This window comes from Pseudomonas sp. MWU318, from assembly GCF_016756945.1.
GTDB lineage: Bacteria > Pseudomonadota > Gammaproteobacteria > Pseudomonadales > Pseudomonadaceae > Aquipseudomonas > Aquipseudomonas putida_A.
Map to the genome: position 1 here is coordinate 302,141 of NZ_JAESJL010000004.1, position 26,690 is coordinate 328,830.

The following is a 26,690-nucleotide window of genomic DNA, read 5'->3' on the forward strand; positions in this document are numbered from 1 at the left end:
CGGCGATCCTCTGTAGAATGCCGACACACAGACGCGGGATGGAGCAGTCTGGTAGCTCGTCGGGCTCATAACCCGAAGGTCGTCGGTTCAAATCCGGCTCCCGCAACCAAACATCAAAAAAGGCTACTCGAAAGAGTGGCCTTTTTTGTGCCTGTCTGTTTTCTGACCGGCCTCCGCATCACGTACATCCGGGCGAACAGGAATTCGTTGCATTTCCGAAACTTACCGCGCCGCTGCGACCGTTTGACGCAAATTCACACTTATTTGACCCTTTACGGGATTAGCGGTTGACACCTCGCCGTTCGCCTGTAGAATGCCGCCACACAGACGCGGGATGGAGCAGTCTGGTAGCTCGTCGGGCTCATAACCCGAAGGTCGTCGGTTCAAATCCGGCTCCCGCAACCAAACATCAAAAAAGGCTGCTCGAAAGAGTGGCCTTTTTTGTATCTGTGGAAAAAGTCCTTTCGCAACAATGATCTGTCACGCTGCAGTGAAACGCTCAGGATTATCAGACCCGCCCCGTTGCGACTATGCTTGAGTCGCAGGCAAGACGTCTGCAATCCATGACCCGCCCTCGCCGATCCCGGATGAGAGGCGTAGTATTTTGTGATTATTTTTTTCTACAGGGATTGGTAACTTGGCTGGATACCTCCATCCTGTCGCGCACAATCCAAGAGGTGATTGATGCGCGCCAACTCGTCTGATTCACAAGACACCGTCACAGCAGAACATCCGATCAAACCCGAGCGCCTGCGCTTGCTGGATCGGTTGAGCAAATATCGCCAGCCGATCGGTCTGGCGGTCACGTTGCTGCTGTTTGCCATTGCGCTGATTGCCTGCCGCCATCTGCTGAGCGAACTCGATCTGTATGCCCTGCATGACTCGATTCTGGCGGTGCCGAAACCGGCCCTGCTCGGCGCAGTGGCTGCGACGGTGGTCGGCTTCATCATATTGCTGGGCTATGAATGGTCGGCCAGCCGCTATGCCGGCGTGACACTGCCGCCGCGCACTCTGGCGCTGGGCGGCTTCACCGCATTTGCGATTGGCAACGCCATCGGCCTGTCGCTGCTGTCCGGCGGCTCGGTGCGCTACCGTTTATATGCACGCCATGGGCTGGGCGCCTCCGAAGTCGCGCACATGACCCTGTTCGCCAGCCTGTCGCTGGGTTGCGCCCTGCCACCGCTGGCGGCTCTCGCGACCCTGAGCGACCTGCCCGCCGCCTCCGCCGCGCTGGGCCTGTCAGAAGGCCTGCTCGGCACGATCGCCATGGTGGTGCTGGGTCTGGGCGCGATTCTGGCGATCGGCATCTATCGCCGCCGTCTGCCGGAGCAACCGTACCGCGACAACCTGCTGGTCAGGGCCGGTCGGCGGACGCTGCGCCTGCCCGGCCGACGCCTGACCTTCCTGCAACTGATCATCACCGCCCTTGACGTCGCCGCAGCGGCCACCGTGCTCTATCTGCTGCTGCCGGAAGCCCCGCCGTTCGGCGCCTTCCTGCTGGTGTACCTGCTGGCCCTGGCCGCCGGCGTCCTCAGCCATGTGCCGGGGGGTGTCGGGGTCTTCGAAGCGATCCTGCTGGCCGCGTTCGCCGACACCCTCGGGGCCGCGCCACTCGCCGCCGCCCTGCTGCTCTACCGTCTGATCTACGTCGTGCTGCCGCTGCTGGTGGCCTGCCTGTTCTTGCTGATCAACGAAGGCCAGCGCCTGTTCCAGACCCAGACCATGCGCGCCGCATCCGGTCTGGCCGCGCCGATTCTGGCGGTGCTGGTGTTTCTGTCCGGCGTGGTGCTGCTGTTTTCCGGTGCCACCCCGGAGATCGACACGCGTCTGGAACACATCGGCTTCCTGATCCCGCATCGCCTGGTCGACGCCTCGCACTTCGGCGCCAGTCTGATCGGTGTGCTGTGTCTGATGCTGGCGCAGGGCCTGCGCCGTCGCCTGTCAGCCGCGTGGATGCTGACCACCATTCTGTTGCTGGTCGGCGCCCTGCTCTCGCTGCTCAAAGGCTTCGACTGGGAAGAAGCCACGCTGATGACACTCACCGCTGCGCTGCTGGGGGTGTTTCGCCGTTCGTTCTATCGCCCGAGCCGCCTGACCGAACTGCCGTTCTCGCCGCTGTATCTGGTGGCCAGCCTTTGCGTATTGGGCGCCTCGACCTGGTTGCTGCTGTTCGCCTATCAGGACGTGCCTTACAGCCATCAACTGTGGTGGCAGTTCACCCTCGACGCAGACGCCCCACGCGGCTTGCGTTCGTTGCTCGGCGCCGCCGTGCTGTTGCTGGTAATCGCGCTGACCTGGCTGCTGCGTACCGCGCGCCCGGTGATCCACCTGCCGACTCCGGACGAACTGGATCGCGCCGCAAAAATCCTGATGGCTTCGTCGCAACCCGATGGCGGCCTCGCGCTGACCGGTGACAAGGCGTTGCTGTTTCACCAGAACGACGAAGCATTTCTGATGTACGCCCGCCGTGGCCGCAGCCTGGTGGCACTGTACGACCCGATCGGCCCCGGTCAGCAACGCGCCGAGATGATCTGGCAGTTCCGCGACCTGTGCGACATCCATCACGCCCGTCCGGTGTTCTATCAGGTACGTGCGGAAAACCTGCCGTACTACATGGACATCGGCCTGACCGCGATCAAGCTCGGCGAAGAAGCCCGGGTCGATCTGCATCGCTTTGACCTGGAAGCCAAGGGCAAAGAGATGAAGGACCTGCGCTACACCTGGAACCGTGGCACTCGCGATGGTCTGTCGCTGGAAATCCATGAGCCGGGCCAGGCGCCGATGGACGAGTTGAAAGTGATTTCCGATGCGTGGCTGACCGGCAAGAATGTGCGCGAGAAAGGTTTCTCCCTCGGTCGGTTCAGCGACGATTACCTGAAGCATTTCCGTATTGCGGTGATTCGCTTCGAAGGTCGCCCGGTGGCGTTCGCCAACCTGCTCGAGACTTTCAGCCATGACCTGGCCAGTCTCGACCTGATGCGCTCGCACCCGGACGCCCCCAAGCTGACCATGGAGTTCCTGATGGTCGGCCTGATTCAACACTATAAGAGTCACGGATACGCGCGCTTCAGCCTGGGCATGGTGCCGTTGTCGGGGTTGCAACCCCGGCGTGGTGCACCGCTGACCCAGCGCCTGGGCTCGATGGTCTTCCGCCGTGGTGAGCAGCTGTACAACTTCCAAGGCTTGCGCCGCTTCAAAGACAAGTTCCAGCCTGACTGGGAACCCCGTTATATGGCAGTGCCCGCCGGACTCGATCCGCTGGTGGCGCTGGCCGATACTGCTGCCCTGATCGCGGGCGGCTTGACTGGATTGGTGAAACGCTGATGATTCAACGCTCCCTGAAGTACATCCTGGCCGCACTGATCGTGCTGGCCGTGATTGCCGGCGGCGGTTACTGGTACCTCAAACGTCCGGCACCGCAACCGACTCTGCAACCACTGACGGCCGCCGACGGCACGGTCATGACCCGCGTCATACCCGGCACTCAGCCCAAGGCTCAGGTGCTGGTCGCGGTCAATGATGACCAGAAGCTGACCGACAACCAGCTGAGCACCCTGACCCGCAGCGCCTCGGCGCAGATCGTTCAGGTGATTCTGCCCAAGGACTGCCTGCAACAGAGCCGCGCCCTGCAAACCGGCCTGCGCGAACTGAATGGCCCGGCCACGCTGGTCAGCGGTATCGGCCCTGGCGCCGTACTGGCCTGGCGCTGGTTGTCCGAGCAAAAGGACGACAAGGCCCAGGCGATCTCGGTCGACCTGGCGCTGGAAAAACCCGGCTGCACTCACCTGCTGCCGAAATCCGCGGCGCATGGCCACTGGCTGGTGGCATGGAACGACAACCCGGACGACACCAGCGCCGGTTTCGTGCGCGATCAACCGAACGCCGAAACCAGCATCAGCGACTACGACATCAACCTGCCGCAAGTGCTGAATAACGAGCTGCGCAAGATCCTCGTCGGCGGCGACAAGGCCAACGGCGGTCTGGCGATCCCGGTAGTGGAAGTGCCGGCCGGTCAAGCCAAGGACACCGTGACCCTGTTCCTCTCCGGTGACGGCGGCTGGCGCGACCTCGACCGCGACGTGGCCGGCGAGATGGCCAAGATTGGCTACCCGGTGGTCGGCATCGACACCCTGCGCTACTACTGGCAGCACAAGAGCCCCGAGCAAAGCGCGCTGGACCTGACCGAACTGATGCAGCACTACCGGCAGAAATGGGGCACTAAACGCTTCATCCTGACCGGTTACTCGTTCGGTGCCGACGTCCTGCCAGCGATCTACAACCGCCTGCCGGACACCGAACAGCAACGCGTCGACGCCATCATCCTGCTGGCTTTCGCCCGCACCGGCAGCTTCGAAATCGAAGTCGAAGGCTGGCTCGGCAACGCCGGCAAAGAAGCCGCCACCGGCCCGGAAATGGCCAAGCTGCCAGCGGCCAAAGTAGTGTGCATCTACGGCGCCGAAGAAACCGACGAAAGCGGCTGCACCGACAAGACGGCAGTCGGCGAAGCGGTGAAACTGCCTGGCGGCCACCACTTCGACGAGAACTACCAGGCGCTGGCCAAGCGTCTGGTGGACCTGATCGAGAAACGTCAGAGCAAGGATCAGCCGGCAGAGTGATCTGAGCCGGCAGAACAAAAAGCCCCCGCAACTTCGCAGTTGCGGGGGCTTTTTACATCTCGGACGACTAACCCATTCCCCTGTAGGAGTGAGCCTGCTCGCGATAGCGGAGTGTCAGCCACCTAGTTGCCAACTGACACACCGCTATCGCGAGCAGGCTCACTCCTACAAGGGAATTGCGCTGAATTCAAATAATCATCAATCCTTGCAGGCGTATCTTGCCCGCATATCGTAATGGCTGATCGCTTATGCCGGATCAAAGTTGATCAATCGCTCCATAGCTTGCGCTTCAATCCGAAGGTTCTCGAGATCATCCTGCTTTTCTTGTTTCGATGATGCAGTCATACGCGTCTCGCTCATTTGCACACGCCAGTTCGTGTCAGATGTTTAGTATCGTTTACTTCCAGTTTCGCAATATCAGATGACGCCCACAGACCTTGTAGGCAAACTCCGAAACTCGTGTTCGGGCGCTTTGCGGCTCTATTGCGCTGTTTTTTGACGAGATACTCTCCGGACGTCGCTGACCCATTCAGCGATCGGGTGTGGTAACCCGGAGAAACCAGCGCAATAGCCCGCTCATCGAGTAATGGCGGCTGTGCGTGGGACGCTTTCGAGCGTGCCGGTTTCCTTGGTTCCCGGTTTACCACCCTGCGTACAGTTGCCTCCCTTTCGTGTGGTAACGAAAGTCGCGGCACTTCGAACCAAGGAGTAACACGATGACCGAAACTGATCTGCACGGACCCGCAAACGTTAAAACCATTGGCTGCACCCCCTTCCTCTACGACTCGGATCAAGCGCTCTTCAATGTCCGCTCTGGCATCTCGGTTCTCGATGCATTGTCCCAATCTTCCGACCTGTTATCCCTCGCCAGATCCTTCACCGAAGACGCTGCCTTCACCAGAGACACTGACCGCCACGCCTGGGCTGCGCATTACCTGACCGTGATGGGCAAAGCCTTGATTGATGACGTGATACAGACACTGATGCCGCGAACTGCACGCACGAAGACCGAGTCTGAAGCAGAGATACCTGAATGCTCGTAGAGGTTTGAAGATCAAAAGATCGCCGCCTTCGGCAGCTCCTACATGGAATGCGAAACCTGTAGGAGCTGCCGAAGGCTGCGATCTTTTGATCTGAAGTTGCCGCCCACAAAAAAGCCCCCGCCAGCCACAAGGCTGACGGGGGCTTTTCAGTGGATGTAGAACTACATCTCCACCTGAGTCCCCAGTTCAATCACCCGGTTCAGCGGCAGATTGAAGAACCGCAGGTTGCCGTTGGCATTCTTCAACATGAACGCAAACAGCGCCTCGCGCCAGCGGGCCATGCCTTCGAGTTTCGAGGCGATCACCGTTTCGCGGCTGAGGAAGTAGGTGGTGCGCATCGGGCTGAAGTCCAGATCATCCAGATGGCACAGCTTCAACGCCTGCGGCACGTCCGGCTCGTCGGTGAAGCCGAAGTGCAGGATCACCCGGAAGAAGCCTTCGCCGTAGGAGTCCACCTCAAAACGGCGTGCCGGCGGCACGCGCGGGATGTCTTCGTAGACCACGGTCAGCAGCACCACTTGCTCGTGCAGCACCTGGTTGTGCAGCAGGTTGTGCAACAGCGCATGCGGCACGGCGTCGGAACGCGCGGTGAGGAACACCGCAGTACCCTGCACGCGGTGCGGCGGCTGCACACGGATGCTGCTGATGAAGATCGGCAGCGGCAGCGCGCCTTCGTCGAGGCGATCGACCAGCAGCTCCTTGCCGCGTTTCCAGGTGGTCATCAGGATGAACAGCACGATCCCCGCCAGCACCGGGAAGGCACCGCCCTGAATGATCTTCGGCACGTTGGCCGCGAAGAACATGCCATCGACCAGCAGGAAACCGAGCAGAATCGGCACCGCCAGCAGCGGTGGCCATTTCCATAGCAGCAGGATCACCGCAGCCACCAGAATACTGGTGATCAGCATGGTGCCAGTGACTGCCACGCCGTAGGCAGACGCCAATGCGCCGGAGGACTCGAAACCGATCACCAGCAGAATCACGCCGACCATCAGCGCCCAGTTCACCGCACCAATATAGATCTGCCCCTGTTCGGCACTGGATGTGTGCTGAATGTGCATGCGCGGAATGTAGCCAAGCTGAATTGCTTGACGGGTCAGCGAAAACGCACCGGAAATCACGGCTTGCGAAGCGATCACCGTGGCCAGGGTTGCCAGCACCACCAAAGGCACCAGTGCCCAGTTTGGCGCCAGCAGGTAGAACGGGTTACGTGCCGCTTCCGGGTTTTCCAGCAGCAATGCGCCCTGACCGAAGTAATTCAGCACCAGTGCCGGCAGTACCAGCGCCAACCAGGCGCGGGCAATCGGCTTGCGCCCGAAGTGGCCCATGTCGGCATACAGGGCCTCAGCGCCGGTCAGCGCCAGCACCACCGCACCGAGAATCGCCACCCCCATGCCCGGGTGAACCATGAAGAAACGCACGCCCCAGATCGGGTTCAGCGCGCTCAATACTTCAGGGTGTCTGACGATCCCGCTGACACCCAGACCGCCCAGCACCAGAAACCACGCCACCATCACCGGACCAAACAGCTTGCCAATGCGATCGGTGCCATGCTTCTGGATCAGGAACAGTGCGACCAGGACCACCAGCGCCATCGGCACCACCCAGCGCTCCAGGCCATCGAATGCCAGCTCCAGACCTTCCACCGCCGACAATACGGAAATCGCCGGGGTGATCATGCTGTCGCCGTAAAACAGTGCGGCACCGATCAATCCCAGGATCACCAGCACCGCCTGCAATTTGGGGTAGCGGCTGGATGCGCGTCGCGCCAGGGCGGTCAGCGCCATGATCCCCCCTTCGCCCTGGTTGTCGGCCCGCAAGACGAACAACACGTACTTGATCGTGACGACCCAGATCAGCGACCAGAATATCAATGCCAGAATCCCGAAGACGCCGTCGTGATTGACCGGCACCCCATAATGACCGGCGAATACTTCTTTGAGGGTGTACAACGGGCTCGTGCCGATGTCGCCGTAAACTACCCCGACTGCCGCGACCAGCATGCTCAGCGGTTTTGCAGCCGAATGCTCGGCGCCCGCCGCCTGACTACTTGCCTGACCCATCCAACACTCCTGATTCTCGAACCGGCTTCTTTGAATGAAGCACTATGCTTTGTGGTGCAGCATGCGCTGTTTTACCTGTTGTTACAGACGTTTTGTTGACTGTAAAAAATTGGTAAAGCTCAACGGCGCGAAGCATAGCGCAGCACTCGTCGTATTTCCCTGCATAAAGCTGGTCAAGTGCGTTGCTCATCGCTAGAATTGCGCACTTTTTGATCAGAGGCGCACCCTAAGCGCCCATCCGTCGGCTTTCCCACACGGCAAGCGACGTCACAAAACACCGAGGTTAGACATGTCCACCACTCCTGCGCCGGCCAATCCAAAGGTTGGCTTTGTATCTCTGGGTTGCCCGAAAGCACTGGTCGACTCCGAGCGCATCCTGACCCAGCTGCGCATGGAAGGCTATGACGTGGTGTCCACCTATCAGGACGCCGACGTGGTGGTGGTCAACACCTGCGGTTTCATCGACTCGGCCAAGGCTGAGTCGCTGGAAGTGATCGGTGAAGCGATCAAGGAAAACGGCAAGGTGATCGTCACCGGTTGCATGGGCGTGGAAGAAGGCAATATCCGCGACGTACACCCGAGCGTGCTGGCCGTGACCGGTCCGCAGCAGTACGAGCAAGTGGTCAACGCGGTGCACGAAGTGGTGCCGCCGCGCCAGGATCACAACCCGCTGATCGACCTGGTGCCGCCGCAAGGCATCAAGCTGACCCCGCGTCACTACGCCTACCTGAAGATTTCCGAAGGCTGCAATCACAGCTGCAGCTTCTGCATCATCCCGTCGATGCGCGGCAAACTGGTCAGCCGTCCGGTGGGTGATGTACTCGACGAAGCCCAGCGTCTGGTCAAATCCGGCGTCAAAGAGCTGCTGGTGATTTCGCAAGACACCAGCGCCTACGGTGTCGACGTGAAATACCGCACCGGTTTCTGGAACGGCGCGCCGGTGAAAACCCGCATGACCGAACTCTGCGAAGCGCTGAGCACCCTCGGCGTCTGGGTCCGTCTGCACTACGTTTACCCGTACCCGCACGTTGACGAGCTGATCCCGCTGATGGCCGCCGGCAAGATCCTGCCGTACCTGGACATCCCGTTCCAGCACGCCAGCCCGAAAGTGCTGAAGGCGATGAAACGCCCGGCGTTCGAAGACAAGACTCTGGCGCGGATCAAGAACTGGCGCGAGATCTGCCCGGACCTGATCATCCGTTCGACCTTCATCGTCGGCTTCCCGGGCGAAACCGAAGAAGACTTCCAGTACCTGCTGAACTGGCTGACCGAAGCCCAGCTCGACCGCGTCGGCTGCTTCCAGTACTCGCCGGTCGATGGTGCGCCCGCCAATGATCTGGACCTGGAAGTAGTGCCGGACGACGTCAAGCAAGACCGTTGGGAGCGTTTCATGGCGCACCAGCAGGCGATCAGCTCGGCCCGTTTGCAAATGCGCATCGGCCGCGAGATCGAAGTGCTGGTGGACGAAGTCGACGAGCAAGGCGCCGTCGGCCGCTGCTTCTTCGATGCCCCGGAAATCGACGGTAACGTATTCATCGACAACGGCAGCAACCTCAAGCCGGGCGACAAGGTCTGGTGCAAGGTGACTGACGCTGACGAATACGACCTGTGGGCTGAGCAGATCTAAACACCGCACCCCCTGTAGGAGCTGCCGAAGGCTGCGATCTTTTGCTCTTGAAAGATCGCAGCCTCGTTTCACTCGACAGCTCCTACAGGGATTGCGCTGATATCAAAAGCCCCGCTCTTTTTACGAGATGCGGGGCTTTTTTACGGCTATTGTTTGCTTTGGGAAGGAATCCCGCTTATCCACTGGAAAGAGGCGACGGGCATGCGTCAGCATTCGGTCATTCACACGCCGAAACTCAGCGATTATCAGGAACTGACCCGGGTCTGGGAGGCCTCGGTTCGCGCGACCCATGATTTCCTGCCGGACAGCTACATCGAGTTGCTGCGCAATCTGGTACTCACGCGTTACCTGGATGCAGTGATGCTGATCTGTACCAAGGACGCCAACCAGCGCATCACCGGGTTTGCCGGGGTGGCGGCGGGCAAGATCGAAATGCTGTTCATCGATCCCGAGTATCGTGGCCAAGGCTTGGGCAAGAAACTGCTCAACTACGCCATGCAACATCTGAATGCCGATGAACTCGACGTCAACGAACAGAACCCGCAGGCACTGGGTTTTTACTTCAAGCAGGGTTTTGAAGTGATCGGCCGGTCGGAGGTGGATGGCATGGGCCAGCCGTATCCGTTGCTGCATATGCGCCTGCGGCAGAATCAGCAGCGCTCAAGCCATGCCTGATACACCACAATCCCACTGTAGGAGCTGCCGAAGGCTGCGATCTTTTGCTTTTTTGAAGATCAAAAGATCGCAGCCTTCGGCAGCTCCTACAAATGGAACCGGGCTTAACCGGCGCCAGGCAGGTACAATGCCCACCCCTTTTTTGTTACGGCCCTGTCATGACTGACCCGATTCGCCTCTCCAAACGCCTCATCGAACTGGTCGGTTGCTCCCGCCGGGAGGCCGAGCTGTTCATCGAGGGCGGCTGGGTCACCGTGGACGGCGAAGTGATCGACGAACCGCAATTCAAGGTCGGCGACCAGAAGGTCGAGCTCGACAAGGACGCCCAGGCCACCGCACCGGAGCCGGTGACCATCCTGCTCAACGTGCCGGCCGGCATGGATATCGACACCGCCATGCAATCGCTCAGCGCCGACACCCTCAGCGAAGAGCACCGCTACGGCAAACGCCCGTTGCGCGGGCACTTCCTGCGCCTGACGGCCAGCGCCGATTTGCAGCCCAAGGCCAGCGGCCTTCTGGTGTTTACGCAGGACTGGAAAGTGCTGCGCAAACTGACTGCCGACGCAGCCAAGATCGAGCAGGAATACGTGGTCGAGGTCGAAGGCGACATGGTTGCCCACGGCCTCAATCGCCTGCAGCACGGTCTCACCCACAAGGGCAAGGAGCTGCCGCCGGTCAAGGCCAGCTGGCAGAACGAAAACCGCCTGCGCTTCGCCATGAAGAACCCGCAACCGGGGATCATCGCGCAGTTCTGCGAAGCGGTTGGCCTGAAGGTCGTCGGCATCCGCCGCATCCGCATCGGCGGTGTATCGATCGGCAAGGTTCCGGTGGGCCAATGGCGCTACCTGTCCGGCAAAGAGAAGTTCTGACGCCTCTGTTGCCGCTACACACTCCGGCAACGCGCCTGCGCGTTGCCCACAACGAAATATCAGGATTACCCCACATGATTCATAACGACGTATTGCGCAGCGTGCGCTACATGCTCGACATCAGCGACAAGAAAGTCATCGAGATCATCAAGCTCGGCGGCCTGGACGTGGAGCTCAAAGACGTCGTCGCGTACCTCGACAAGAAAGAAGAAGACGAAGAAGGCTTCGTGCGCTGCCCGGACGAAGTCATGGCGCACTTCCTCGACGGTCTGGTGGTGTTCAAGCGCGGCAAGGACGAAAGCCGTCCGCCGCAGCCGATCGAAGTGCCAGTGACCAACAACATCATCCTGAAGAAGCTGCGCGTGGCCTTCGAACTCAAGGAAGACGACATGCACGCGATCCTCAAGGCTGCCGAGTTCCCGGTGTCCAAGCCTGAGCTGAGCGCGCTGTTCCGCAAGGTCGGCCACACCAACTACCGCGCGTGCGGCGACCAGTTGCTGCGCAACTTCCTCAAGGGCCTGACCCTGCGCGTTCGCGGCTGATAACTAAACGTGACTTACAGCGTCTCCCCCATCGGCTTCGTGCGCTCCTGCTTCAAGGAGAAGTTCGCCATCCCGCGCCAGCCGCAACTGGCTCCCGCCGCCCGTGGCGTGCTGGAACTGGTGGCGCCGTTCGATCAGGGAGACGCCGTGCAGGGGCTGGAGCAGGTCAGCCACGTCTGGCTGTTGTTCCTGTTTCATCAGGCCCTCGAAGAGAAGCCGCGTCTGAAGGTGCGGCCACCGCGTCTGGGCGGTAACAAATCGATGGGCGTGTTCGCCACCCGTGCGACTCACCGCCCCAATGGCATCGGGCAGTCAGTGGTGAAGCTGGACAAGGTCGAGGCCAATCGGCTGTTCATCTCGGGGATCGACTTGCTCGACGGCACACCGATTCTCGACATCAAACCTTATGTGCCTTACGCCGATATCATCGCTGACGCCTCCAACAGCATCGCCAGCGCCGCGCCACAGCTGATTGCTGTGCAGTGGACGGACGCCGCGCTGCAACAGGCGCATGGCCATGCTCAGCGCCTTGGCGAGCCTCTGGTCGAGTTGATCGAGCAGTGCCTGGCGCAGGATCCACGCCCGGCGTATCAGACGCCGGTGCCAGAACGCGAGTACGGTGCGCAATTCTGGGATCTGGACGTGCGCTGGCATTACCCGACGCCGGAGCAGATTTGCGTGCTCGAAGTGATCCCCGCCAACACCTGAGACCTCGCTCAATGTAGGAGCTGCCGCAGGCTGCGATCTTTTGCCTTTGATTGTTAAGAGCAAGATCAAAAGATCGCAGCCTTCGGCAGCTCCTACATGGATTGTGGCAGGCAGGAATGAAATATCTCGGGCATAAAAAAGCCCCCATTGCCTTCGCGGGCAATGGGGGCTGTTTCGTGGGGCTTACTTCTCGACGAACGCACGCTCGATCAAGTAATCACCCGGCTCACGCATACGTGCCGAGATCTTCAGGCCGAAGCTGTCGAGCACTTCGCTGGTCTCGTCGAGCATGCTCGGGCTGCCGCAGATCATCGCGCGGTCGTCCTGCGGATTGATCGGTGGCAGACCGATGTCGCTGAACAGCTTGCCGCTGCGCATCAGGTCGGTCAGACGACCCTGGTTCTCGAACGGCTCGCGGGTCACGGTCGGGTAATAGATCAGCTTGTCACGCAGCGCTTCACCGAAGAACTCGTTCTGCGGCAGGTGCTCAGTGATGAATTCACGGTAGGCGACTTCGTTGACGTAGCGCACGCCGTGCACCAGGATCACTTTTTCAAAGCGCTCGTAGGTTTCCGGATCCTGGATCACGCTCATGAATGGCGCCAGACCGGTGCCGGTGCTCAGCAGGTAAAGATGCTTGCCCGGGTTCAGGTCGTCCAGTACCAAGGTGCCGGTAGGCTTCTTCGAGATGATGATCTCGTCGCCTTCCTTCAGGTGCTGCAGCTGCGAGGTCAGCGGACCATCAGGCACCTTGATGCTGAAGAACTCGAGATGCTCTTCCCAGTTCGGGCTGGCGATCGAGTAAGCGCGCATAAGCGGGCGGCCGTTTGGCTGTTGCAGGCCGATCATCACGAACTGACCGTTCTCGAAGCGCAGGCCCGGATCACGGGTGCACTTGAAGCTGAACAGAGTGTCATTCCAGTGATGAACACTGAGGACACGCTCGTGGTTCATGTTGCTCATGTACGTGGGACTCCTGGATATTGGGTCTGCGCTCGCCTTTGCGGCCGACAGTGCGCAATTGCAACGCATTCTAATAGCGACGACAATATCTGTTAACTGGATTATTAAGATAAGGGTTATCGGTTATATCGATATGCGATTTACTCTTCGTCAACTGCAAGTCTTCGTCGCCGTCGCCCAGCAGGAAAGCGTATCCCGTGCTGCGGGTCTGCTCAACCTCTCGCAGTCGGCGGCGAGCACCTCGATCACCGAACTGGAGCGCCAGTCCAGCTGCCAGCTGTTCGACCGCGCCGGCAAACGGCTGAGCCTCAATGCCCTGGGTAAACAGCTGCTGCCGCAAGCAGTGGCCCTACTCGACCAGTCCAAGGAAATCGAAGACCTGCTCAACGGCAAGTCCGGCTTCGGCTCACTGTCAGTGGGCGCCACCCTGACTATTGGCAATTATCTGGCGACCCTGTTGATCGGCGGTTTCATGCAGCGCCATCCGGAAAGCCAGGTGAAACTGCATGTGCAGAACACTGCCAATATCGTGCATCAAGTGGCCCATTATGAAATTGATCTGGGTCTAATCGAAGGCGACTGCAGCCACCCGGACATCGAAGTGCAGAGCTGGGTCGAAGATGAGCTGGTGGTGTTCTGCGCGCCACAACATCCGCTGGCCAAACGCGGCAGCGCGACCATGGAAGAGTTGACGCACGAGGCATGGATCCTGCGCGAACAGGGTTCCGGCACGCGCCTGACCTTCGATCAGGCCATGCGTCACCATCGCAGTGCGCTGAATATCCGCCTGGAGCTGGAGCATACCGAAGCGATCAAACGCGCGGTGGAATCGGGATTGGGGATTGGCTGCATTTCACGGCTGGCGCTGCGTGATGCGTTTCGGCGCGGCAGCCTGGTGGCGGTGGAAACCCCGGATCTGGATCTGTCCCGGCAGTTCTACTTCATCTGGCACAAGCAGAAGTACCAGACCTCGGCCATGCGCGAATTCCTCGATCTGTGCCGCGCTTTCACCGCCGGGGTGCAGCGCAGCGACGAGATCGTCTTGCCAAGCATCGCTTAAAGCAGAATCACCGCCCACACCAGGGCAATCATGCTCAGGGCCACGAATTGCGCGGCGCTGCCCATGTCCTTGGCGTTCTTCGACAGCGGGTGCAGTTCCAGCGAAATGCGGTCAATCGCCGCTTCCACTGCCGAGTTCAGCAACTCGACGATCAGCGCCAGCAGGCACACGGCGATCAGCAGCGCCTGTTCAACGCGACTGACATGCAGGAAGAACGTCAGCGGAATCAGCACCACATTGAGCAGCACCAGTTGGCGAAATGCGGCTTCGCCGGTGAAGGCTGCGCGCAGGCCGTCCAGCGAGTAGCCGGATGCGTTGAGGATGCGTTTCAGGCCGGTCTGGCCCTTGAAAGGTGACATAACGTAAAAACCAACCAGAAAGGAGTGGGAAAGCTAGAGCAACAAAAGTCAAAAAAGCGTGAAGACGCCAGCCTTTATTGGCTCGGAATTGACTCAAGTTGTTGCAGAAGTAATGCCGCCTGTGTCCGGGTGCGTACGTTCAACTTGCGAAAGATCGCCGTGACGTGGGCCTTGATGGTCGCTTCGGACACGTTCAACTCGTAGGCAATCTGCTTGTTCAGCAAGCCTTCACAGACCATTGTCAGTACGCGGAACTGTTGCGGAGTCAGGCTGGCAAGGCCGTCGCTGGCGGCTTTGGCTTCGGCGGAGACGCTGACCGCCTCGAACGCCTGCGGTGGCCAGAACACGTCGCCATCGAGCACCTTGCGCACGGCTTGCTGGATCACGCTCAGGTCGCTGGACTTGGGAATGAAGCCACTGGCGCCAAACTCGCGAGACTTGACCATGACCGAGGCTTCTTCCTGCGCCGAAACCATCACCACCGGAATCTGCGGATATTGACCGCGCAGCATGACCAGACCGGAAAAGCCAAAAGCACCGGGCATGTTCAGATCCAGCAGGACCAGATCCCAGTCAGCCTTTTCGGTCAGGCGCGCTTCCAGTTCGGCGATGCTCGCCACCTCCACCAGTCGCACATCCGGGCCGAGGCCCAGGGTCACCGCCTGATGCAGTGCGCTACGAAACAGAGGGTGATCATCGGCAATCAGGATGTCGTATGTGGCCATTTTTCAAATGATCCTGTTTTTTGATGGCAGACCCGACGCATTCGGGCCTCACCAAAGCAACTCGAGATACCGCCGCATAGCGCTATCCACAGGGGCACGTTCAACGCCAATCTCTTGCAAACACGGCGTTTCAAACCTTGGCCGCACCCTAATCGGCGCCAAGCATGCCCAGCGCAGCCGGGGTGGTCAAGCAGCACGGCCGCCGCTGTGTGGAGTATGGGCCACTATCGGGCCAACACCGCTTGCGGCTTTCGTATATAAGGCAACAACTCGGCATGGGCCGGGGTCGACTCGTTGACGTCCAGCTGCTGTTTGGCACCCAGGTAATGCTGGCTGAACACATCGAAATAGGCGTCCAGTGCCGAAGCGGCATCGCTGTCCCCCGCCAGTTCCAGGCACAACGCCGCGACCTCGGCGGTGCACAGGTGCTCGCTGCGGGTGGAGCGACGCAGACGATAGCGCGAGAGTTTGTCGGGCAACAGGCTGAGGATCGGCAAGCGGTCGAAGTACGGACTCTTGCGGAAAATCTTGCGCGCCTCGGTCCAGGTCGCATCCAGCAGAATGAACAGCGGACGTTTGCTGCTATCGGGCACGACGGTATTGGTCACCCGCGACGGTTCGACGTATTCGCCGGGAAACACCAGATACGGCTGCCATTGCGGGTCGTTGAGCAGCGCCAGCATCTGCGGGTCCGGCTCGGTGCGCGACCAGATGAACGCGTGGTTGTCGCGCACCACATCGGCGATCAGCCAGCCAGTATTGCTCGGCTTGAACACTTCCTTGCCGGTCATGATCAGGCACACACCGGAACGGGTTTCGACGGTCGGTCGCCAGGCGCACAGGCAATGGCTGATGATCACCCGACAGTCGCGGCAACGCTCGGAGCGAAAACCACGGGCCTGAATCGGCTTGATACCTTCATCTTCGCGCTGATCGCGCAGGCGGGCGACGGCGTTGGGGGCGTGACTCATTGCTGGCAGCGCCCGCAGGCAGGAAAACTCGACACGAACAACACTCGGCAAGGCAATAAAGATCGCCAGTTTATCAGAGCGACGGGCACAAGCCTGTACCGTCCAGACCGGCTCCCCTATAATTCGCCGCCACTGAACGCACAGCCACGGGGCTGGTCGAACCACCAGTCACTGAATCAGGAGAGTTTCATGCTGCGCCTTATCGTTCCTACCGCGGCCATCGCATTGGCGTTGTCCTTCAGCGCACAGGCTGCGTCCCTGAAAGAGCAGAATCTGAACAAAGAACTGCGCAACATCGCCGCACAAAGCAGCGTCGGCACGCCACGGGCGATCAACGAAGACATTCTCGATCAGGGCTACACCGTTGAAGGCGTTACCCTGATCAACCACCTGAGCGTGCAGGCCAGCCACGCCGAAAAGATGCGCGCCGATCCAAAAGCCGTGTATTTCCAGTTGGGTGCTTCGGTGTGCAATAACCCGTCGTACCGCAAGCTGATGGCAAAGGGCGCGATCATGCGTTACGACTTCAGTGAATATAAAACCAACAAGGCCATCGGTTCGGCCAGCTACCAGGACTCCGACTGCCCGAAAGCTGCCCCGGCGAAGAAGTAAATCATCGGGTATTGGCGCGCCGTTGTTCATCCTCGGCGCGCAATTCGGCTACCAGGGCCTGCAAGTAGCGCGAACGTCGTTCTCCACCTGCCAACCGACGGCAGCACTCCTCTTCGAGACTCACTTGATTGGTCTCGGCTGATGCTTTCAGCATCCGATACAACTGCGTATCGATTTCCAGAACCACTCTGGCCATCTATCCCGCCTCCATGCCACCACGAATCCTTGAAAAGCGTGCACCTTGCGTACGGACGTTGTCGCAAAACTGTCGTACAGTGCCTGTAAGTCAGTAAATCAGAGTGTTTGCTCTACGGTGGACGTTCGGACGAGCGGTGAACCCAATGCGCCAAGAAACAATGAGCGGTTGCCTCGATCGAGTCTGCATGGCAATGATGAAGTCAGCGCGATCGCGCGCCAGGGTCTAGATTCAAAGTATTCCTGATCATCTGTTCACGGCAGCAAAAGGAACTGCCGATCGTGTGTGTTTTTGCAGCGCGGCACTGACGCCGCACGTCAGAGCCACCGCTCTGTGCAGAAGGAGACGTTGAATGCCTTACCAACCGAATGACCTGCTCAGCCGGCATTTTCAGGAACAACTCCCCGACCTCATCAGCAAGGTCGAAGAACAACTCACTCAGGTTTCTCCCGACAGTCCGAACCTGCCGATTTATCGCGACATGATCCTGACCGTGCTGCGCATGGCCCAAGAGGATCACAACCGCTGGAACGCCAAGATCACCCTGCAAGCCCTGCGCGAACTGGAGCAGGCGTTCCGGGTGCTGGAACAATTCAAGGGACGACGCAAAGTCACGGTATTCGGCTCGGCGCGCACGCCGGTCGAGCACCCCCTGTATGCAATGGCCCGTGAACTCGGCGCGGCCCTGACCCGATCAGAGATGATGGTCATCACCGGTGCGGGTGGCGGGATCATGGCCGCCGCGCACGAGGGCGCCGGGCGCGATCACAGTCTCGGGTTCAACATCACCCTGCCTTTCGAACAACATGCCAATCCGACCGTGAATGGCACTGGCAACCTGCTGCCATTCCATTTCTTCTTCACCCGCAAACTGTTCTTCGTCAAGGAAGCCGATGCGCTGGTGCTGTGCCCTGGCGGGTTCGGCACCCTGGACGAGGCACTGGAAGTACTGACACTGATCCAGACTGGCAAAAGCCCACTGGTGCCCGTGGTATTGCTGGATGTGCCGGGGGGTACGTTCTGGCAAGGCGCCCTGGATTTCATTCGCCAGCAGCTCGAAGAAAACCACTACATCCTGCCCACCGACCTGAAGCTGATGCGCCTGGTCTACAGCGTCGATGAGGCGGTGCAGCAGATCAACCAGTTCTACAGCAACTTCCACTCCAGCCGCTGGCTGAAGCGTCAGTTCGTGATTCGTATGCATCACAAGCTCAGCGAGCAGGCTCTGGAACATATGCAAGAGGCTTTCGCTGATCTGTGCCTGAGTGACCAGTTCCATCAACACGCTTACAGCGGCGAGGAACATGACGAAGCGCAGTACAGCCATCTGGTGCGGTTGGCTTTCGCGTTCAATGCCCGGAACCATGGCCGTCTCAGGGAGCTGGTGGATTACATTAACCTCCCGGAAAACTGGGCTCACAGCAAACCGCAGGCCGCCCAACGTGCACGTGAGCCATCAAAGGTAATTTGAAGGCAAAAAAAAACGGCCCGCTATTTTCATAGCGGGCCGTTTTTTTCAACCGACTTAATCGTCCATCCCTCTGCCGCTGAACAAGCGGTTGATCATCTCCATCGAAAACCCCCGATAGGCGAGGAAGCGGCCTTGCTTGGCGCGTTCCTTGGCATCAATCGGCAAGTGTCCGGAGAACTTGCGCTGCCACGTCTCGCGAAGCTGCTCCTGCCAGTCGATACCGCTTTCACGCAGAGCGAGCTCGATATCGGCACGTTGCAAACCCCGCTGGCCCAGCTCTTCGCGAATACGCAAAGGGCCGTAGCCGGAACGGGCACGATAGGAAACAAAGCTTTCAAGGTAACGGGCTTCGGACAGCAGCCCCTCTTCCGTCAACCGGTCGAGGGCTGTTTCGATCATTTCCGCCTCAGCGCCGCGCTGACGCAGTTTCCGCGTCAGTTCGACTCGACCGTGCTCGCGTCTAGCGAGCAGGTCCATGGCGGTTCGCCGCACCGCGACGAGGGTATCGAGTACGGCGGTGGTCATCGCGGTTATCAGATATCAGCGTCAGCCAGATCGTCTTCGGTCTCTTTGACCGCAGAGGCCTTGGAGTCCGCGATCACTGCTGGCGACAGCAGTTTGTCACGCAGCTGCTTCTCGAGCTTGGCAGCGACTTCCGGGTTGTCTGCCAGGAACTTGGCCGAGTTGGCCTTGCCCTGACCGATCTTGGTACCTTCATAGGCATACCAGGCGCCGGATTTCTCGACGAAACCATGCAGCACGCCCAGGTCGATCATCTCGCCATTGAGGTAGATGCCCTTGCCGTAAAGAATCTGGAACTCGGCCTGACGGAACGGCGAAGCCACCTTGTTCTTCACAACCTTGACGCGGGTTTCGCTGCCGACCACTTCGTCGCCTTCCTTCACCGCGCCGGTACGGCGGATGTCGAGGCGAACCGAGGCGTAGAACTTCAGCGCGTTACCACCGGTGGTGGTTTCCGGGCTGCCGAACATCACGCCGATCTTCATGCGGATCTGGTTGATGAAGATTACCAGGCAGTTGGCGTTCTTGATGTTACCGGTGATTTTACGCAGCGCCTGGGACATCAGACGGGCTTGCAGGCCCACGTGCATGTCACCCATTTCGCCTTCGATTTCAGCCTTCGGTACCAGTGCCGCCACGGAGTCGACGATGATCACGTCTACTGCGTTGGAGCGCACCAGCATGTCGGTGATTTCCAGCGCCTGTTCGCCGGTGTCCGGCTGGGAAACCAGCAGGTCATCGACGTTGACGCCCAGCTTGCCGGCGTATTCAGGGTCGAGGGCGTGTTCGGCATCGACGAAGGCGCAAGTCGCGCCGGCTTTTTGCGCCTGGGCGATCACGGACAGCGTCAGTGTGGTTTTACCGGAAGATTCAGGACCGTAGATTTCAACAATACGGCCTTTTGGCAGACCGCCAATGCCGAGTGCGATGTCCAGACCCAGAGAGCCGGTGGAGATAGCCGGGATCGCCTGACGGTCCTGATCGCCCATACGCATCACGGCACCCTTGCCGAATTGACGTTCGATCTGACCCAGGGCCGCAGCCAAGGCTTTCTTCTTGTTGTCGTCCATTAAAGTCCTCACGTAATCAATAAGGCCTGACGGCCAACACCTGTATAAGTAGCCAGTATTATTCCACAGCGTTCGCGGATCGCCTACCCCTGATTTTCGATTTCTCGTGCCGCTAGTCGCAGCAGCCCCTCTAGCGCGGCCTTCACCGTTTGTCGGCGCACTTCATCACGGTTGCCCGAGAAGTGCTGAACTTCGCTGGAAACCACATCGCCCACGCCCCAGGCCAGCCATACGGTGCCCACCGGTTTGTTCGGTGTACCGCCGTCGGGCCCGGCCACGCCGCTGACTGCGACGGCAAACCGCGCCAGGCTGTGCTTCTGTGCGCCACGTACCATCGACTCGACGACTTCGCGACTGACCGCGCCCACCGTGCCGAACAATTCGGCGGGGACATTCAGTTGCTGGGTCTTCTGCCGGTTGGAGTAGGTCACGTAACCGGCCTCGAACCACGCCGAGCTCCCCGGAATCCGCGTGATCGCTTCCGCAATCCCGCCACCGGTACACGACTCGGCCGTGGTGACGTGGGCGTTGAGCAACTGCAAACGTCGGCCGAGCTCGGCAGCCAGTTGAGTGATCTCTTTCACGGTGCGCTCCGGATCGAATGGAATGACTACCACCGTACACGACCCGGTTGCGCTTTCAATACACAGACTCATTCAAAATGTTCGGGCGCCAGCGCTCTGACATAGGCCTGACAGGCCTGCAAGGCAATCAGTCCGCGATCGCCGGTGTCGGTGATGGCGATAATTCGTTGAGCATGCGCCGGGTCAAGTCGGGCGCGTACGGCTGCATGATCCACGCCGCCGGAGCCGGCGGTGGCTGGCACCCCGCAGCCTTGGGCGGCGTCGCCGGCGTCGATGAGGACTGACAGGCGCAGATCAGCAGTGGCAAGACGATCGCGCAGGCGATCCTGATCACGTTGGGCATCACTGAGTGCTCGATAGTGGGTTTGTTCACTGGCCGCGAGGCGTTGCTCAAGGGCCAGACGTTTATCCTGCTCGATCTGCTGCGCGCTGGCTGCGGCCACATTCAGCTGATTGAGGGTGTCGGCGTTTAACCGCGCCTGCTCCGCGAGTTGTCGCCCGTAACGCCAGTCCTGAAACTGCCAAGCCAGCGCAGCGCCCCCCAAGGTCAGTAACAAAAAGCCGGTTAAACGCCAGGAGACGGACATAGCACCGCCCTCGCCCGCGCCCAGATGTCGAGACGATCCTGCAGGCCATTCAACCCGCCGTTGATTCGGCGGGTGATGCTGTTGAACTGATCGCGGTCGGCCAGATCGTTCAGGCCGTTCTGCTCCCAGAACCATGCCGCCGATTCCGCTGCCCATTGCGGTTGCTCAAGCAATTCTGGCAAGGACAGCAAGCGCTCGTCGCCGAACAGGCCGAGGCTGCACTGCCGATAGTTACTGCGCCCGGTGATCTGGATCAGCCCGCGACCTCGGTACTTCTGCCCGTCGCCGTCGGCCTCGGGCGTGTTGCCCAGCCGTAACGCCAGCGTGCCAGTGTCGTATTTGCTCAGGTACTGGTTGTTGCCCAGCTCGCGCACGTATTGCAACTGGCCCGACTCGTGACCGATCTGCGCAAGAAACGCAGCGATACGTTTGGGCGTGTCGATATGGCGGCGATTCATTGCGTTATTCAGTGCAGAAACAAAAACGCCCGCTTGGGAGCGGGCGTTGGGCATGATGGTTTTAAGGTTGTCTTCAGTTATTTGCATAATGCGTAATCCTCCCTGGATGCTCCGATTGAATCATGGTTGACGGGCAACAACCCCCAGCCATTTTTTTGCCAGAGTTGTCAGGGTGTTGTTCGATGCCGCGACTTCGGGGGCTGTGAACACCCAGCCGAGGGTGCCGAAGTTGGCGTTCCAGTCGATTTGCGGTGTCGGTGTCACGTCGGTGATGTCGACCCACAGCAGATCCGGATGGAACATATCGGCCATGTTGCCGTCAGTCGAGAACAGTTCGGCCACAGTGTTGTTGACGATGCGTGCGTAGGTTTTCATCAGGCGTACTCATAGATAATCACTGCACCAGGGGCACCGGAAGCCCCCGGTCTGCCAGATTGACTGGGGGCGTTGGCAATGCCGCCCGCCCCGGAACCGAACCCGGAACCAGGGGCCGCGATTGCTCCCTGCGCACTGCTGGCAACACCACCATTGCCCAAGGGCGAGTTGGCACCATGTCCGGCCAGGGTCGACGCATTGATGGAAATACCTGTCGAACCGGCAGAACCCGCCATGCTGACGATGTTCCCGCCTTTCGCAGCTTGGCCGGGATACCCACCAACATACAGACCGGTCCCTGGGAAGCTGGTGTAACCCAACGAGGTCGAACCAGCACCGCCAGGCGCTGAAACCAGCGATCCCAAGGAGCTGGTTCCGCCCGTTCCAGCGTCGGATGCGATCAAACCTGCGGCGCCACCAACGCCCACCGTGACGATCTGACTGGCTCCAACCGTTGCGGCCGAAAGCCAGGCTTCCGCGTAACTACCAGAGGCCCCTCCACCTGCAAGCGAATACTGGGAAGCAGCTGTCCCAACAATACCTGCACTCCCGCCCCCTCCGCCGACAACTTTCACCAACACATTCTTCATCCCCACCGTCGGCACATAAGTGCCAGACGAGGTGAACGTCCTCACACTCAACAACCGCCCACTGGCACCACTGCCACCGCCGGCATACACCAGTACCCAACTGTCCAACGCCGCGCTGTACACCACCGAACACACACTGCCGGCGACAATCTCGGCAGGCCGCAATGCACTCGATGCAAGATTTACCAGCGGCTTGGGCATCAACCCGTTCGGTGCAAAGGTACTCGCTCCGGTATTGGCATTACCGGCGGTAAAGCGCAGCGCCAAGCCGTCCTTCAATGCGGTGACGGGAGGCACATAATTGGCCATGTATAGATTGGCGGCGCCGATGTCAGTGGCATGTTTGTCTTCACCTGCCTGACTGAGTTTTTGCACCGCTTGCAACAATTGGGTTGCATCGGCTTCGCTTGGCTCAAGGTCGGCGGATTTGACGACGTTCAACAACTCATCGGTGACGCTGTTGCCCCAGGTCGCCGGGATCAACGATCCGGGCAATCCCGCGACGACATCTTCATTGACGAACTTGCCGTTCACCAGCCCGACGCTGGGAACGCTTTTTGGATAATCCATTTCAACTTCCCTGATGAATTACAGCGCAGCAGCCAGCCACCTCGGCGCTACCGGCCGGTGCTCGCTGAACGGAAAAAATGAACCTTGCGGCCAGTCTCGCAACTCACGGCGATAGGTTTGCAGTTCAGCGTATTGCTCGGTGGTCAATGTAGTGCCGCCGCCATCCTCGAGTTCATCGCGGTCACGTGCTACCAGACCGTCGGTGGCGGCGAGTTGCGCGGTGCGCCATGAGCGCTCGATATCAGCCGCTTCATCTGGTGAAGGAGGCGGTGGATCGACCAGGATCGGATAGCCGTTATCCGCTCGCACGCCGATCACTTTCGGTGTGACTGCCATCTGCTGCAGCAACGAGATCCAGTAACCCTGAGGAATTTCGATAACGTCGTCGGGAATGTCCGTCGAATTGATACCCGGTACATAGGCACCCCGGGTACTGGCGCTGAACAAAACATTGAAGGTATTCATTCAATAGCCCTTTACAAAATAATTCACGGTGCAATTGCCGGCCAGAGAGCCGGCCGCATCGCGAATTCTCAGCGTGCAACCCACTTGGCTGACGGCAATCAACGCGATCATTGCTGCATCGCCTCCCGCATGGGTGGCCACGAGCGAGAAGTAGCCCCTCGGGAAAGGAACCGGAAATGTCACGTAGACGTTGCCGGCGGCATTCGACATTCCCGAGCCCCACTGATCGATATTCCCACTCGCGTGCTTCTGATATCCGGGATTACTGACAAGTCCGGAAAACAGCGCGGCATATTTCAGACTGGCCGTCCCGTGAACCGTCCAGATACCGTTCTCTTTGACAACGTTGGCACTTTCACCACTGTTGATCACAATCGAAGTCAGATAGGCGCCTTGCGGGCTAATTTGGCTACCGCTCATGCAGGCGATGGTGATCGCGGCATTGCTGCGGCAGTGAAAGCCGATCGTTGCACCATTCGGAACAGTAGTGATATCCGGCAGGGTTACGGTGTACGCCGAATTGCCTCCAAGACCGATCGCCCATCCCACATCCGCCGCCGTCAACTGTGTTGCAGCAGACACGCCCCGCGCTCCGGCGTAGTTACCCAGCGCGCGCTGTACAAATTCGGACGTTGCAGCCGAGCGGCTGACATCGAACGGTGCAGCGGTCTGGAACAATTGGTTGCTGCGCAGAGCGCCGAGCAATTGAGCATTCGACGCCTCACTCGGCGTCAGACCACCGGCCCGCACTACACCGAGAATCTCTTGGGTAACGCCGTTGCCCCAACTTGCCGGAATCAACGATCCTGGCGACCCTTTGATCGGGTCTTCATCGACAAACTTGCCGTTCACCAGACCGGCGCTGGGGACACTATTTGGGTAATCCATTAATTCTCTCCTGTTCTGCAAGCGAGCCAAGTCGGGGCGGAAGGCCGGGAAACTGCGGAAGGAAATTGCCTGGAATCAGGCCAGTCGCGTAGCGCCTGGCGGTACTCCAGCAACTCCAGATACTGCGCAGCCTTGAGCGTCGTCCCGCGACCCAGTTCCTGCTCGTCACGATGCCGCGTCACCCACCACTCAGTGGCCGACAGGCTGGACTGGCGCCAAAGGCGCGCTGCCGCCAGAGGCTCTTGTTCATCGGGGACGATTTCGGAGGCAACGACCGGACTGATCGTTACAGGCAACGGCGCAATCTCCTGGCGCAGTTCGCCGACGGGCGCGCCGATTTCGATCTGCATGCCCTCTGGCACTTGCACCATCGACTCGACGAAAGCGGGGGCAAACAGTTGGGTGATTGCGTAGTCGCCGGTGTCGATCAGTTCGACTGCGACGCCGTTTTCCATTCGTGCATAACGGGCCATTATTCGTACTCCCAGATTTCACAGAAGGCGTTGCCGCCGACGCCGCTGAGGACTGACGCGGAGGCACTGGTCGAACATGAACCACTGCCACCCGACCCTCTATTTCCTGAAGTGCCAGCGCCACTAAGGCCCATCAACGGGCCACCGCCATCAAACGGACTCGCGCCACCGCCACCAGCCAATACGCCCCAATTGGCGTTGTACATGGCATAGCCACCGCCTATTCCACGTGCATTAGCGAGATTGCCGCCCGTCACGGTTTGTCCTCCAGCGCCCCCCTGAACGAAGCCAACTGCCGTGGCTGTCACAGGAAAGGTCAGTATTTGCCCGCCCATGCCACCGGATGCACTCATGTAACTGCCAAAAGAAGCGCCTCCGCCGGCCTGCCCCATCGAATTACGTGAAGCGCCACCGGCCCCCAGTGACACAGGAACGCCGGCCATCATTTCTGCTGTCACGTCATATAAGCTCTCGACGTAGGCGCCACCACCACCGCCACCTCCAATACTGTGATAACCCGCTGTCACCGGCGCACAACCACCACCCGATCCCCCCGCCCCCACCAACCGCACGCGAATCCGTTTGGCCCTGGGATTGGGCTTGTAAACCGTGATCCCGACCGTCTCGATCTGCCGCACCGCCAACAACCGCCCCACCGCATCGGTGATGCCGTAACCGGCCAATGTGGTTGGGGTGTTCTTCAGTTTGCTGAAGTCGACCAGCGCACCGATGGCCGCAGCCAACTGGTCGGTTCTGGCTTCATCAGGCGTCAGCCCGGCAGCCTTGATCGTATTGAGAATTTCCTGCGTGACGCTGTTGCCCCACGCGGCCGGTATCAATGATCCCGGTGATCCGGCGATCGGGTTTTCGTCGACAAAGCCGCCGTTGACCAGGCCAACGCCGGGAATACTTTTTGGATAGTCCATGTCCAGAACCTTTCAGTTTTACAGGCAGCCGAATGCTGGAAACACAAGGCCGCCGGTAAATTTTGAGTGATGCCTTGCGAGTTAGATGGTGGACGAAACCACGAGTCGGGCAGGTGCACTCGGCCATTCGATGACCGATGGGTAATCCGCTTGTAATTCGATTCGAGCCAGGTTCAGGGTGTAACGTTTCCAAGCCTGCAGCGATGCCAATTGATCACTGGTGGCTTCCCCCAAGTCATACGCATATTGCAGTGGCGCGATGCGAATGAGCACTTCACGCAGACGACTGTCGCGTTCGACATCCGCCTGCGCTGCGAGACCGGCACGTTCGGCTTCGATGTTCAGCACCCAGTCGTCGTCCTTCCAGAAGTAATACGCGTTGGGACGCGGCTTGGCTGTCAGGTCATCAGGAAGCGGGCCCAGTTCGGTCCAATAGACATAATTGCCATCGCTCTTGCGATAGACGAACCGGTTGCGCAAATCGATCAACTGCAATGTCTGGCCATTACGCCAGACCCAGACGTGCCCCGGCTCGGCGACTGGCAATTGTTCCGCCAACTCAATCACATTGCCGGGAACCTGAACACCTATTCCTGGAGTAATCGGTAACTCGATCGGCCCGGTCAATTCCTGGGTCGCTTCATTTACAACATAGTAGTAAGTCATTGTTCACTTCCTTTTG

The 26,690-nt window shown here is 59.7% G+C and carries 29 protein-coding genes and 2 tRNA genes; 13 read left to right on the top strand and 18 right to left on the bottom strand.

All coding sequences use genetic code 11. The annotated features are described in order from the left end of the window. Positions 1–32: 32 nt before the first annotated feature. From JN524_RS12400 to JN524_RS12420, 5 genes are all read left to right on the top strand, one after another. Positions 33–109: transfer RNA gene (locus tag JN524_RS12400), tRNA-Met, on the top strand. Positions 110–328: 219 nt separating this feature from the next. Next, a tRNA-Met gene (locus JN524_RS12405) sits at positions 329–405 on the top strand. A 279-nt stretch (positions 406–684) separates the two neighbouring features. After that, the gene (mprF, locus tag JN524_RS12410) at positions 685–3,324 is read left to right on the top strand and encodes a bifunctional lysylphosphatidylglycerol flippase/synthetase MprF (RefSeq protein ID WP_202369518.1); all 2,640 of its coding nucleotides are present in this window, start codon (positions 685–687) and stop codon (positions 3,322–3,324) included. Further along, the gene (locus JN524_RS12415) at positions 3,324–4,616 is read left to right on the top strand and encodes a virulence factor family protein (protein WP_202369519.1); all 1,293 of its coding nucleotides are present in this window, start codon (positions 3,324–3,326) and stop codon (positions 4,614–4,616) included. Before mprF ends, JN524_RS12415 begins: the two co-directional genes overlap by 1 nt. A 716-nt stretch (positions 4,617–5,332) precedes the next feature. Beyond that, positions 5,333–5,659: a DUF3077 domain-containing protein gene (locus tag JN524_RS12420; RefSeq protein WP_202369520.1), complete on the top strand. Its 327-nt coding sequence runs from the start codon at positions 5,333–5,335 to the stop codon at positions 5,657–5,659. 161 nt (positions 5,660–5,820) lie between these two features. Here JN524_RS12420 and JN524_RS12425 read toward each other — a convergent pair whose 3' ends face one another. Beyond that, on the bottom strand, positions 5,821–7,662 hold the full coding sequence (locus JN524_RS12425; protein ID WP_415752812.1) for a potassium transporter Kup: 1,842 nt from the start codon (positions 7,660–7,662) through the stop codon (positions 5,821–5,823). Between the two features lie 349 nt (positions 7,663–8,011). Here JN524_RS12425 and rimO point away from each other — a divergent pair, with 349 nt between their 5' ends. From rimO to tsaA, 5 genes are all read left to right on the top strand, one after another. Beyond that, the gene (gene rimO / locus JN524_RS12430) at positions 8,012–9,349 is read left to right on the top strand and encodes a 30S ribosomal protein S12 methylthiotransferase RimO (RefSeq protein ID WP_003222282.1); all 1,338 of its coding nucleotides are present in this window, start codon (positions 8,012–8,014) and stop codon (positions 9,347–9,349) included. Positions 9,350–9,550: 201 nt separating this feature from the next. After that, positions 9,551–10,024, top strand: a complete 474-nt coding sequence (locus JN524_RS12435) for a GNAT family N-acetyltransferase (protein WP_139055325.1) — start codon at positions 9,551–9,553, stop codon at positions 10,022–10,024. A 158-nt stretch (positions 10,025–10,182) separates the two neighbouring features. After that, a complete protein-coding gene (locus tag JN524_RS12440) occupies positions 10,183–10,893 on the top strand; it encodes an rRNA pseudouridine synthase (RefSeq protein ID WP_202369521.1) in 711 nt (236 codons plus the stop codon). 74 nt (positions 10,894–10,967) lie between these two features. Continuing rightward, complete coding sequence (locus JN524_RS12445) at positions 10,968–11,435, top strand: DUF1456 family protein (protein ID WP_027611093.1); 468 nt, start codon at positions 10,968–10,970, stop codon at positions 11,433–11,435. A gap of 9 nt (positions 11,436–11,444) precedes the next feature. Then, positions 11,445–12,143 (top strand): tRNA (N6-threonylcarbamoyladenosine(37)-N6)-methyltransferase TrmO, encoded by a 699-nt coding sequence (gene tsaA, locus JN524_RS12450; protein WP_202369522.1) that lies wholly within the window; start codon positions 11,445–11,447, stop codon positions 12,141–12,143. A 183-nt stretch (positions 12,144–12,326) separates the two neighbouring features. Here the strand turns inward: tsaA and fpr are convergent, their stop codons facing one another. Continuing rightward, positions 12,327–13,106, bottom strand: coding sequence for a ferredoxin-NADP reductase (gene fpr / locus JN524_RS12455; protein ID WP_003222277.1), 780 nt, complete (start codon positions 13,104–13,106; stop codon positions 12,327–12,329). 133 nt (positions 13,107–13,239) lie between these two features. Between fpr and JN524_RS12460 the strand changes: the two genes are divergently transcribed. Next, positions 13,240–14,166, top strand: coding sequence for a LysR family transcriptional regulator (locus JN524_RS12460; RefSeq protein WP_025110814.1), 927 nt, complete (start codon positions 13,240–13,242; stop codon positions 14,164–14,166). On the opposite strand, the gene JN524_RS12465 is transcribed toward JN524_RS12460, so the two are convergent. The 3 genes from JN524_RS12465 to JN524_RS12475 form a co-directional block, all read right to left on the bottom strand. Further along, positions 14,163–14,525: a diacylglycerol kinase gene (locus JN524_RS12465; RefSeq protein WP_202369523.1), complete on the bottom strand. Its 363-nt coding sequence runs from the start codon at positions 14,523–14,525 to the stop codon at positions 14,163–14,165. The genes JN524_RS12460 and JN524_RS12465 overlap by 4 nt on opposite strands. Positions 14,526–14,599: 74 nt before the next feature. Next, a complete protein-coding gene (erdR, locus tag JN524_RS12470; protein WP_123587003.1) occupies positions 14,600–15,250 on the bottom strand; it encodes a response regulator transcription factor ErdR in 651 nt (216 codons plus the stop codon). A gap of 224 nt (positions 15,251–15,474) precedes the next feature. Continuing rightward, positions 15,475–16,221, bottom strand: a complete 747-nt coding sequence (locus JN524_RS12475) for a tRNA-uridine aminocarboxypropyltransferase (protein WP_202369524.1) — start codon at positions 16,219–16,221, stop codon at positions 15,475–15,477. 189 nt (positions 16,222–16,410) lie between these two features. Here JN524_RS12475 and JN524_RS12480 point away from each other — a divergent pair, with 189 nt between their 5' ends. After that, positions 16,411–16,833, top strand: a complete 423-nt coding sequence (locus JN524_RS12480; protein WP_202369525.1) for a PA3611 family quorum-sensing-regulated virulence factor — start codon at positions 16,411–16,413, stop codon at positions 16,831–16,833. A gap of 1 nt (position 16,834) precedes the next feature. On the opposite strand, the gene JN524_RS12485 is transcribed toward JN524_RS12480, so the two are convergent. Further along, positions 16,835–17,029, bottom strand: coding sequence for a hypothetical protein (locus JN524_RS12485; protein WP_027611087.1), 195 nt, complete (start codon positions 17,027–17,029; stop codon positions 16,835–16,837). 352 nt (positions 17,030–17,381) lie between these two features. Here JN524_RS12485 and JN524_RS12490 point away from each other — a divergent pair, with 352 nt between their 5' ends. Next, entirely contained in the window at positions 17,382–18,500 is a 1,119-nt protein-coding gene (locus JN524_RS12490) for a TIGR00730 family Rossman fold protein (protein WP_202369526.1), read from the top strand. A 54-nt stretch (positions 18,501–18,554) separates the two neighbouring features. Here the strand turns inward: JN524_RS12490 and recX are convergent, their stop codons facing one another. The 12 genes from recX to JN524_RS12550 all read right to left on the bottom strand — a co-directional run bounded on the left by recX (position 18,555) and on the right by JN524_RS12550 (position 26,674). Next, on the bottom strand, positions 18,555–19,025 hold the full coding sequence (gene recX, locus JN524_RS12495) for a recombination regulator RecX (RefSeq protein ID WP_003222270.1): 471 nt from the start codon (positions 19,023–19,025) through the stop codon (positions 18,555–18,557). Positions 19,026–19,033: 8 nt separating this feature from the next. Next, on the bottom strand, positions 19,034–20,092 hold the full coding sequence (gene recA, locus JN524_RS12500) for a recombinase RecA (RefSeq protein ID WP_003222269.1): 1,059 nt from the start codon (positions 20,090–20,092) through the stop codon (positions 19,034–19,036). Positions 20,093–20,175: 83 nt separating this feature from the next. After that, positions 20,176–20,676: a nicotinamide-nucleotide amidohydrolase family protein gene (locus JN524_RS12505; protein WP_202369527.1), complete on the bottom strand. Its 501-nt coding sequence runs from the start codon at positions 20,674–20,676 to the stop codon at positions 20,176–20,178. A gap of 68 nt (positions 20,677–20,744) precedes the next feature. Then, on the bottom strand, positions 20,745–21,263 hold the full coding sequence (locus JN524_RS12510) for a lysis system i-spanin subunit Rz (protein WP_202369528.1): 519 nt from the start codon (positions 21,261–21,263) through the stop codon (positions 20,745–20,747). Further along, positions 21,242–21,808: a glycoside hydrolase family 19 protein gene (locus JN524_RS12515; protein ID WP_135295081.1), complete on the bottom strand. Its 567-nt coding sequence runs from the start codon at positions 21,806–21,808 to the stop codon at positions 21,242–21,244. Before JN524_RS12515 ends, JN524_RS12510 begins: the two co-directional genes overlap by 22 nt. A 33-nt stretch (positions 21,809–21,841) precedes the next feature. Next, on the bottom strand, positions 21,842–22,096 hold the full coding sequence (locus tag JN524_RS12520; RefSeq protein WP_202369529.1) for a hypothetical protein: 255 nt from the start codon (positions 22,094–22,096) through the stop codon (positions 21,842–21,844). Further along, a complete protein-coding gene (locus JN524_RS12525; RefSeq protein ID WP_202369530.1) occupies positions 22,096–23,256 on the bottom strand; it encodes a glycine-rich domain-containing protein in 1,161 nt (386 codons plus the stop codon). Before JN524_RS12525 ends, JN524_RS12520 begins: the two co-directional genes overlap by 1 nt. A gap of 18 nt (positions 23,257–23,274) precedes the next feature. Then, positions 23,275–23,721, bottom strand: a complete 447-nt coding sequence (locus JN524_RS12530) for a phage tail assembly chaperone (RefSeq protein WP_202369531.1) — start codon at positions 23,719–23,721, stop codon at positions 23,275–23,277. Then, positions 23,722–24,609: a gp53-like domain-containing protein gene (locus JN524_RS12535; RefSeq protein ID WP_202369532.1), complete on the bottom strand. Its 888-nt coding sequence runs from the start codon at positions 24,607–24,609 to the stop codon at positions 23,722–23,724. Next, entirely contained in the window at positions 24,609–25,082 is a 474-nt protein-coding gene (locus JN524_RS12540; RefSeq protein ID WP_202369533.1) for a phage tail assembly chaperone, read from the bottom strand. The genes JN524_RS12535 and JN524_RS12540 overlap by 1 nt, the downstream gene beginning before the upstream one ends. Beyond that, complete coding sequence (locus JN524_RS12545) at positions 25,082–26,008, bottom strand: glycine-rich domain-containing protein (protein WP_202369534.1); 927 nt, start codon at positions 26,006–26,008, stop codon at positions 25,082–25,084. The genes JN524_RS12540 and JN524_RS12545 overlap by 1 nt, the downstream gene beginning before the upstream one ends. 81 nt (positions 26,009–26,089) lie before the next feature. Next, positions 26,090–26,674 carry a tail fiber assembly protein gene (locus tag JN524_RS12550; protein ID WP_202369535.1) on the bottom strand — a complete coding sequence of 195 codons (585 nt, stop codon included), beginning with the start codon at positions 26,672–26,674 and terminating at the stop codon, positions 26,090–26,092. Between the last annotated feature and the right edge of the window lie 16 nt (positions 26,675–26,690).